Here is a 9949-nt window from a genome sequence, read left to right as displayed (position 1 = left end):
CGGTCAGATCAGAGGGATAGAAAGGGTCGTCGTGTCATACCCGCACTCCTACCCCACCGCAGGGCGGCCTCACGATCAGCTCTCAAACACCTTCTGAGGGCGCTCCACTGTGGAGGGGCGCTGACGAGGGCTACGACGACAATCGGGCGATCTTCTCCGGGCATCCGTTCTCAGTGCCTCAGGACAATTTCACCATGGGCAAACCCGATTCCCCGAACTATGGCGTGAACTATTGCAAGTACTATTCCCAAAAGGTCTACATGGATTACGGTTATAGAAATGTTCAGTGCGACGAATACCCTTTCGCCTCCACCCAAGAAGGAGCTGCAAAAGACAAGATCAACTACTCTGTCCAGGGAGTTCGAAAAGAACACAACTGGCTGCACGGAGCCGCGCTCAAGGCGTTCTATGGCCATTACCGACTCCTCACTTACGACCCTGTCAACACCATCACCAGGGTCAGCGACAGTCCGTTCTGGGTGAAGATCGTGGATTAACGGCAATTAAATGCGGGGCTGCCGAGTTCAGCCCCGCATTTCCCGTCAGGTGTGAGGATGCAGAGAATGATGAATACGGAGCAGGCGCTTCCCCCGGAGAACCAGTGGGACCTGCTGGTCGAGTACGGGCACTGGCTCGAGCTCGGATTCCACGCGCTCTGGGTGGAAAGCGATGATCAAGAGGAGCTGGCCCGGCTGCTCAGGGTGGATCCGGGCTCGCGCCTGGAGTGCGACCTGGAAACGCTGGCCGGGATGGATGAGAGCCCAGGTGAGAAGGGCGTCTGGATGGGCCCGCACGCGCCCGGCTGGACACACATCTTCGTCTTCGGCATGTACTCGTTCCATCCCGCGATCCGCAATCTGGGAAAGCGGCGCGTCTTCGAGGTCTACTTCGCGGGAGAAGTGGGCGAGGGGATTGAGCCGCTGTACCTCAACTACGACGGGGAACCACTCGGTGATGTCACCCCGCCTTTCGAGGAAGGCGGAAACATGTACCTCTCCGATTACCGGCCCTATACGGCAGGACTGGAACTCGGTATGAAGAGAAACTCTAAGCGAGATATGCATCTCTTCTTCTGCATGCTTGGCCGGATCACGGGACGCTTCGCTGACCGGGAATGGTGGGCGGCGACCCGCACCTTCTACCGCATCCCCGACGGGTCCTGGGAGAACTGAATATGGAGCAGGCGCTTCCCCTGAAGAACCAATGGGACCTGCTGGTCGAGGGCGTGGGCGGCACCGTTCGCGCGCCGTTCAAGCGCCATCGCCACCGTCCGCGGCTGTCGCGCGGGCAGCAGGATGTCACCGCGCCCTCGGCGAGCGCGCCGTCGCGACCCTGAAGATCTGGAAGGTGCTGACCAAGCTGCGCTGCTGCCTATGCCGCACCACCCCGAAGGAGGACGGCGAAGGACAAGGTTCGGGTTGGCTCCTGCCGGTTCAGGTGAGCCTCCGCTGGATCACTGCGGGTGCTGTAAACCGCTGAGCCCAGGCGGCTGTCCTTCTATGGCATGCGTCGTGACGGGCACACAGTCGAGGAGGACATCCACGATGGAGTACCGGTTCAACTCGCCTCCCGGATGGCCGGTTCCGCCCGTGGGCTGGCGGCCTCCTCAAGGGTGGCAGCCGGATCCGGCGTGGCCGCCGGCGCCGCCCGGCTGGCAGTTCTGGGTGCCCGTACAGGCGCCGCCTCCTGCTCCCGTGCCTCAGGTGCCGCCACAACCCGTTCCCGCCCCGGCGCCTGTGCTGCCGGAGCGGAGCGGCGGAGGGTTGTTCGGCGGGAAGAAGAGGCTGGAGGCGGAGAACGCCGAGCTTCGGGCCTGGATCGAGCGGCTGGGCGGCATGGACGCCATGGGCGTCTCCGCGCTGACCGAGGAGTTGCGTGCCGAGCAGGGGCGGTTGCGGGCGGCCGTCGCGGACGCCACACGGCGGCTGCACGAGGTCGAACAGCGGGTCGTGCAGACCGAGGAGACCGTGCTGTTGCAGGAGGCCGGGGTCTACGACTACCGGCATCCGTTGAGCGACGCGGTGGCCTACAAGGAGCGGCTGGCGGAGGTCAAGGCTCGGATCAAGGCGATGGCCAGGGACGGCAAGGCGGTGCTGGGTTCCACGGGCTGGCAGGTCAACGGGTCGGCGGCCGAGGGGCGCCGGATGGTGCGTGACTTCTCCAAGCTGATGTTGCGTGCCTACAACGCCGAGGCCGACAACTGTGTGCGCACGATGCGTCCGTACAAGCTGCAGTCGGCCGTCGACCGGTTGGAGAAGGCCGTGGAGATGATCGTCAAGCTTGGTAAGACGATGGACATCCACGTCGGTGGCGACTATCACCGGCTGCGGGTTTATGAGCTGGAGCTGACCGCCGATTATCTGGCCAAGCAGGAGGAGGAGAAGGAGCGTACCCGTGCCCAGCGCGAGCAGCAGCGTGAGGAGGAGGCCGCGCGGCGGGAGTTCGAGCGGGAGAAGGCCAGGCTCCGTAAGGAGGAGGCCCATTACCGTTCTGCGCTGTCCAAGCTGATTGCCAAGGGCGATGAGGCCGGGGCGGAGGAGCTGAAGACGAAGCTGGAGGAGATCGGCGCCGCGGTCAGTGATGTCGAGGCGCGCGAGGCCAACGTCCGGGCCGGCTACGTGTACGTCATCTCCAATGTGGGCGCGTTCGGTGAGGACGTCGTCAAGATCGGCATGACCCGCCGCCTGGAACCCGAGGATCGGGTGCGGGAGCTGGGGGATGCCTCGGTGCCGTTCAGGTTCGACACGCACGCGCTGATCTTCAGTGACGACGCGGTCGGGCTGGAGGGGCGGTTGCACGCCGCGTTGAACGACCGGCGGGTCAACCGGGTCAACCTGCGGCGGGAGTTCTTCCGTGCCACGCCCGCGGAGGTCAGGGATCTGCTGGAGCAGATCGCGGGCCAGCATTTGCTGGAGTACCGGGACACTCCCGAGGCGCTGGAGTGGCGTCAGTCGGTTCACGCGACGGCGGCAGTGGGGGATGGGGAGTCGCACGTCTGACGGCATGGGGCCCGGGGGCACATTGGGGGAACATGGCGTAGGACGGTGGAGAGCAGCGGCAGAGGGCGGCAGTGTTCTCGCAGGTCAGGGGTGGGCGGGATTAGAACCCGGCCTACAGGCCGAACGGCGAGCTTGCCCTGGAGTACCTGGCCCGCACTCGGCCCGAGAACCGGCGACCGGTGAAGGGCGTCGAGGTCTCCGGACCGCAGGGCGGCGCGATGGCGGTCGGCTATGACCTTGCGGCGATCCAGCGCATCGTCGACCGGATCGCCGAGGTCAAGGCCCGCCGTGCCGAGTGGCAGAAGCGCAAACCGTGACAAGTCCATTCTTGTTGGGCGAGAGTTCGCCGAGGACAGCTTCGGGTTCATAACGATCGGCATGTCTGGCGTAACTTCGGCCTATCTCGGCGCTGATATAACGGTCATGCGCCTCTCCGCATGGTTACGTCGTCGGCGCCTCGGATCCCGCCTTCTCAAGCAGCCACTCTGTCTGGTTGCGGCTGCGGCGCCAGCTAGATGTGGAGGGCTACGCATATCTGTTAACGCTGTCAATTAAAAGTATGTATTCGATTTTCTGAATGTTGTGTACTCTGCTGGAGATAGTAAGGCTTTGCCTAGCTATGGCATGGGGGCCGGCCAATTGTCGATGGATCTCGCTTCCAGCCCAGAACGTGGGGAGAACAAGGGAGTGCCGGTGGACCTGGACCGGGTGGCGAGCCGGTTCCGTCTCCTGGGGGCCATCGGCAAGGGCAACATGGGAGAGGTTCACCGCGCCGAGGATCTGTGGGCGGCAGAAGGCGCCAAGGACCGTGTGGTCGCGGTGAAGCTGATCCTGCGCAGCCGCTCCGGCGCGAGCGCCAACTCGCATGCCGACGTCAAGGCGGTCCAGCGGTTCGACCGCGAGGTGCGCATCATGCGCAGGCTCGATCACCCCAACCTCCCCCGCACCGTCGACGGCGGTGTGGACGACACCGGCCTGCCCTACCTCGCCATGGAGTTTCTCGACGGGGAAACCTTGAGAGACCTGGTGAACGAGCATCCGCAACTGCCCGTCGCCTGGGTCGCGGCGCTGGGCGCGCAGATCGCGAACGGTCTGTCCGCGGCGCACACCGCCGGTGTCATTCACCGCGATCTCAAGCCCTCCAACGCGATGCTGCTGCGTGGAGGAGTGATCAAGGTCCTCGACTTCGGCATGGGGCGGATCGTCGACGACGTCGAGAGCGCCAGGGTGACGAGCACGGGTGTCACAGTCGGCACCGCCCGCTACATGGCCCCCGAACAGTTCCTCGCCGCGACGGTGACTCAGGCGGCCGACCTGTACGCCCTCGGTTGCATGCTGTTCGAACTCCTCACCGGCGTTCCGCCGTTCCACAGCGAGTCCGCGCACGAGCTCGGCCAGAAACACCTCGCAGAACCGGTGCCCCCCGTACGGCTGCTGCGTTCGGACGTCCCCGAACCCCTGGCAAGGCTCGTCGAACAGTTACTCGCCAAGAAGCCGGCCGATCGGCCCGCCGACGCCGTCGCCGTCCGCGAGGCTCTGCTGCCGCTCGCCGTGGGCGAGGAGCGTGTCCCCGGCTGGGAGGAGCTCGATCCCGTACGCCACCTCGCGACCGTGCGCGCCGAGGACCGCGTCCCCCGGCCGGCCGCCGACCTTATGAACACCCCCGGGCCTCGGTCGGCCGGATCCGGCATGGATGTCTTCGGGGTGCACCAGCAGCTCATCAAGGACTACCGGTCGTTCACCGAGGGCGGCACGATCATCCGTGACGAGCGGATCGCGGCTTTCGTCGAAGACGACCTGGACGCCAAGTCCCAGTGGCCCGACCCGTGGTTGTCACTGAACCCGTTCTTCGCCTCGGGCGGCACCGTTCTTGAGCTCGCGACCGAAGGGGTGTTGCACCCGGAGTGCGCACGCATCTTCCAGGCGGGGAAGACCGAGTACGGCACGGTGTGCGACGGCCGTCCGCTCACCCTCCACCGCCACCAGCGCGAGGCGATCGACATCGCCCGGTCCGGCGCCTCCTATGTCCTCACCACCGGCACCGGCTCGGGCAAGTCCCTCTCCTACATCGTGCCGATCGTCGACAAGGTGCTGAGGGACCGTGAGCGGCAGGGACCCACGGCTCGCAAGAGGGTACGCGCGATCATCGTCTATCCGATGAACGCCCTGGCCAACAGCCAGGTCAAGGAACTCGACAAGTATCTGCGCGATGGATACGGCCCCGGCCGCGAGCCGATCACCTACGCCCGGTACACCGGTCAGGAGGACGAGGAGCGGCGCAAGGAGATTCGCGACAACCCGCCGGACATCCTGCTCACCAACTACGTGATGCTGGAGCTGATGCTCACGCGTCCGGAGGACCGGCGCTCTCTCATCAAGATGGCGAGGGGACTGGAGTTCCTCGTCTTCGACGAGCTTCACACCTACCGCGGCCGTCAGGGCGCCGATGTGGCCCTGCTCATCCGCCGAGTCCGTGAGGCCTGCCAGGCCGAGCGCCTGCAGTGCGTCGGCACCTCCGCCACCATGTCCAGCGAGGGCACCGCCGAGGACCGGCGGACGGTCGTCGCCCACGTCGCCACCACCCTCTTCGGCACCCGGGTGGGCCCCGGGCACGTCATCGGTGAGACGCTCGTGCGCGCCACCGAGGAGGCCCCCGACACGGTGCCGGCCGAGCGGCTCCGGGCTCCGGCCGCTCCGCGCGCCTACGCCGATCTGGTGAAGGACCCCCTCGCCCGCTGGATCGAGACGCGCTTCGGTCTTGCCACGGACGAGGCGGGGCGCCTGGTCCGGCAGAAACCCGCCAAGATCGAGGAAGCGGCCGCCGAGCTCGCCGCAGGCAGCGGGCTGACCGAGGCCGAATGCGCACAGGCGATCCGCCGCACCCTGGAGGCCGGCTCCGAGGCCGGAAACCCCGTCACCGAGCGCCCCCTGTTCGCCTTCAGGCTGCACCAGTTCCTCTCCAAGGGCGACACCGTCTACGTCACCCTTGAGGACAGGCTCACCCGCCACCTGACGCGCGACTACCAGCTCGTCCAGCCTCATTCGGGCGGCAAGGTCCTGCTGCCGCTGGCCTTCTGCCGCGAGTGCGGTCAGGAGTACCCGACCGTGTGGCGGACGGAGAAGAACGGCCGAACCGTCTACGAGCCGCGCCGGGACACCGCCGCCACCGGGGGCCGCGCCGGGGACGGCTACCTGTACATCGACTCCGACCGGCCCTGGCCGTCCACGCCCGAAGAGGCCATCGCCGACCGGCGGCTGCCCGAGTCCTGGCTGGAGGTCGATGACAAGGGGCAGGAGGTCGTGCGCGGCTCCTACCGGGTACGGCTGCCCAGCGCCATCACCGTCGACCTCTATGGAACCGAGGGCCAGGGGGAGCTGAAGGCCGCCTTCATCCCCTCGCCGTTCCTCTTCTGCCCGCACTGCGGAGTGAGCTACGAGCAGACCAGGGGCAGGGATTTCGCCAAGCTCGCGACCCTCGACCAGGAGGGCCGCTCCTCGGCGACCTCTCTCGTCTCCGCCTCCATCGTCCGCTCCCTCAAGGCGGTTCCCGCCGAGGCGCTCAAGGAAGCGGCCCGTAAGCTTCTCACCTTCGTCGACAACCGGCAGGACGCCTCCCTGCAGGCCGGTCACTTCAATGACTTCGTGCAGATCACCCAGCTGCGCGGCGCCCTGTACCAGGCGGCCGTCGAGGCGGGCGAGGAGGGAATCAACCACGAGGAGCTCGCCTCCCGTGTCGCGGGCGCCCTGGGTCTGGAGCTCGCCCACTACACCGGCACCGATGACCTGCCTCCCTCGCTGGCGCGCAACGCCGCCAAGACCCTGCGGGACGTCATCGCCTTCCGTCTTTACCTGGATCTCGAACGCGGCTGGCGCATCACCATGCCCAACCTGGAGCAGACCGGCCTGCTGGAGATCCACTACGAGGACCTGGAGTGGCTCGCCGGGCAGCGGGAACGGTGGTCCGGAACTCATGCGGCGCTGCGTGACGCCGACCCAAGGCAGCGCGCCGAGATCATGCGGACGCTTCTCGACGAGATGCGCCGTGCCCTCGCCATCGACGTGCAGTACTTCCGCGAGGACTTCGACACCCTCCAGCGTGCCAGCGAGGAACGCCTCGTCGACCCCTGGGTGCTCTCCACGAGCGACCGCCCCAAGGTCGGCACCGCCTATCCGCGGGGCTCCAAGCCCGGCCTGGACCGTTCGGGCCTGTTCCTGTCCGGGCGCGGCAAGTTCGGCAAATACCTGCGACGTGTGCACTTCGGCAAGGATCTGCCGGTCGACGACACCCAGCTGATCATCGTGGAGCTCCTGAAGGTGCTCGCCAAGGCCAATCTGGTGAAGGAGGTCGCCGCTGCCCCGCAGCGCGCGGGCCGCTTCCGGGGGCCCACAGGTCCGGCCGTCACCGGCTATCGCATCTCCGCCGCGGCCCTCATCTGGCGGGCCGGAACGGGCGAGACCGGCACCCACGACCCGCTGACCCGCACCTACGCCAGCGGCGACGGCCCCCGCGTCAACACCTTCTTCCGCGACCTCTACCGGAGCGCGGCCGGCGCCCTCAGCGGCCTCGTCGCCCGCGAGCACACCGCCCAGGTCACCCCGGATGAGCGCGAGAAGCGCGAAGAGGCCTTCAGTAAGGCCAGGTTGAAGCTGCTCTACTGTTCGCCGACGATGGAGTTGGGCGTCGACATCTCCGAGCTCAACGCGGTCATGATGCGCAACGTGCCGCCCACGCCGGCCAACTACGCGCAGCGCAGCGGGCGGGCGGGCCGGTCCGGGCAGCCCGCGCTCGTCACCACGTACTGCGCCACCGGCAACAGCCACGACCAGTACTACTTCCGCCGTTCCGCGCGCATGGTCGCCGGGGCCGTCGCCCCGCCGCGTCTCGACCTCGCCAACGAGGACCTCGTCCGCTCCCACATCCAGGCCATCTGGCTCGCCGAGGCCGGGCTCAAGCTGGGCCGCGCCATCCCCAACATCATCGACATCGGCTACGTCGAGGACAGCCGTCGCCCCGATCCGGCCCTGTCCCTGGAGGGCCGGATCGTCGAGGCCCTGCGTGACACCGGTGCGCGGGAGCGCGCCGTGACGGCCGCCCGCAGGGTCTTCGGCGGGTTGCTGGCCGACTTCGCGGACACCACCTGGTGGGACGACCGGTGGATCGAGGACAAGGTCCGTATGGCCCCCGAGGGGTTCGACCGGGCGTTCGACCGCTGGCGCGAGCTGTTCAGGGCAGCCCTCGTCGACCAGGCCGAGCAGAACCGCAGGGTCCTGGACCACACTCTCTCCGAGCGCGACCGCAAGCTCGCCGTCGGCCGTCGCCGGGAGGCCGAGACCCAGCTCAACCTTCTCAAGAACGAGAGCGCGGACAGCAAGTCGGTCCTGTCCGACTTCAATCCGTACCGCTACCTCGCCAGCGAGGGCTTCCTGCCCGGCTACTCCTTCCCGCGCCTGCCGCTCGCCGCGTACATCCCCACGGCCGGAAGCCGGTTCGGCGACGGCGACTACCTTCAGCGCCCTCGCTTCCTGGCCATCCGGGAGTTCGGGCCCGGCGCCCTCATCTACCACGAGGGCGCTCGTTACCAGGTCACCCGCATCCAGTTGCCGCCGGACGCGACGGGCGACGTCGTCACCACCGGCGCCCGCAGGTGCGCCGGCTGCGGGTACCACCACGACATCCGCGACCGCGCCGACCGCTGCCAGATGTGCGGGGAGCCGCTGGGCGAGACCACGTACGGCCTGCTCCAGCTGCACACCGTCTACACCAGGCGCCGTGAGCGGATCTCCTCCGACGAGGAGGAGCGCCGCAGGGCGGGCTTCCGGCTGGTGACCTCCTACCGTTTCCACGACCACGGCGTGCGCCCCGGCCGCCGGGACGCCCTCGTCGCCGACGCCGACGGCAGGCTCGCCACCCTGTCGTACGGCGACTCGGCGACCGTCCGCATCACCAACGTCGGCCGCGTGCGCGCCAAGCCGAACGAACCGGACGGCTTCTGGCTCGACCCCGCCGACGGCCGCTGGATGAACGAGCGCGACGCGGGTGAGGCCTCCGGCGACTCCGGCGAGATGCCCGTCATCGACGCCGACGGCAATGAGAAGCGCCGCAAGAAGCGCGTCATCCCGTACGTCGAGGACCGCCGCAACATCCTGGTGCTGAAGCTGGACCAGCCGCTGGACGAGCCGGTCGCGCTCTCGCTCATGTACGCGCTGGAGCGCGGCATCGAGGCCGCCTTCGAGCTGGAGGACTCCGAGCTGAGCGGTGAACTGCTGCCGCCGGACGACGGTCCCCGCGACCGGATGCTGTTCACCGAGGCGGCCGAGGGCGGTGCCGGTGTGCTGCGCCTGATGCAGTCCGAGCCGGGCGCGCTCGCCCGCGCCGCGGCCGAGGCCCTGTCCATCTGCCACTTCGACGCCGACGGCGCCGACCGGGGAGGCCCGCACCCCGACCGTCCCTGCGCCCAGGGCTGCTACGAGTGCCTGCTCACCTACGGCAACCAGCTCAACCACGCCTCCATCGACCGCCACTCGATGCGTGATCTGCTGCTGCGCATCGCGGGTTCGACGGCCCGGACGACCGGCCGGGGCGAGTCCCGGTCTGAGCAACTGGCGCGCCTGACCGCGCAGTCGGACACCGCGCTGGAGGGCCGGCTCATCGGCTGGCTCAAGGAGCGCGGTCTGCGCCTGCCCGACGAGGCACAGACCTTCGTCGCCGAGGCGCTCGCCAGGCCCGACTACGTCTACCGGCTGCCCGGCGTCAACGTCGCGGTCTTCGTCGACGGTCCCGTCCACGGTCACGCCGAGGTCGCCGAGCGCGACCTCCAGGCGGAGGACCGGCTGATCGACATGGGCTGGGACGTGGTCCGCTTCCGCCACGACGCCGACTGGTTCGCCGTCGCGGAGCGGTTCAAGAGCTACTTCGGGACCGGCGCGGGCGCCTGAATCAGAGAACCCAC

Annotated in this window: 5 protein-coding genes and 1 pseudogene; all 6 read left to right on the top strand. The window is 67.9% G+C overall.

Annotated elements, in window-relative coordinates:
* Positions 1–194: 194 nt before the first annotated feature.
* The 6 genes and pseudogenes from ABZ194_RS02965 (at position 195) to ABZ194_RS02940 (ending at position 9935) form a co-directional block, all read left to right on the top strand.
* Positions 195–497: a hypothetical protein gene (locus ABZ194_RS02965; protein WP_355591457.1), complete on the top strand. Its 303-nt coding sequence runs from the start codon at positions 195–197 to the stop codon at positions 495–497.
* 57 nt (positions 498–554) lie between these two features.
* The gene (locus ABZ194_RS02960) at positions 555–1172 is read left to right on the top strand and encodes a hypothetical protein (protein ID WP_355591455.1); all 618 of its coding nucleotides are present in this window, start codon (positions 555–557) and stop codon (positions 1170–1172) included.
* 47 nt (positions 1173–1219) lie between these two features.
* Positions 1220–1479 (top strand): annotated as a pseudogene (locus ABZ194_RS02955) (hypothetical protein); the annotation flags it as partial.
* A gap of 224 nt (positions 1480–1703) precedes the next feature.
* Positions 1704–2999: a DUF4041 domain-containing protein gene (locus tag ABZ194_RS02950; protein WP_355591453.1), complete on the top strand. Its 1296-nt coding sequence runs from the start codon at positions 1704–1706 to the stop codon at positions 2997–2999.
* A 179-nt stretch (positions 3000–3178) separates the two neighbouring features.
* On the top strand, positions 3179–3316 hold the full coding sequence (locus ABZ194_RS02945; RefSeq protein WP_355591451.1) for a hypothetical protein: 138 nt from the start codon (positions 3179–3181) through the stop codon (positions 3314–3316).
* A gap of 376 nt (positions 3317–3692) precedes the next feature.
* On the top strand, positions 3693–9935 hold the full coding sequence (locus tag ABZ194_RS02940; RefSeq protein ID WP_355591448.1) for a protein kinase: 6243 nt from the start codon (positions 3693–3695) through the stop codon (positions 9933–9935).
* The last annotated feature ends 14 nt before the right edge of the window (positions 9936–9949 follow it).

It is taken from the genome of Streptosporangium sp. NPDC006007 (assembly GCF_040614315.1).
In the GTDB taxonomy this organism is placed as follows: Bacteria; Actinomycetota; Actinomycetes; order Streptosporangiales; family Streptosporangiaceae; genus Streptosporangium.
Note: the sequence above shows the minus strand (reverse complement) of the source record. Positions and strands in the feature narration are given on the sequence as shown.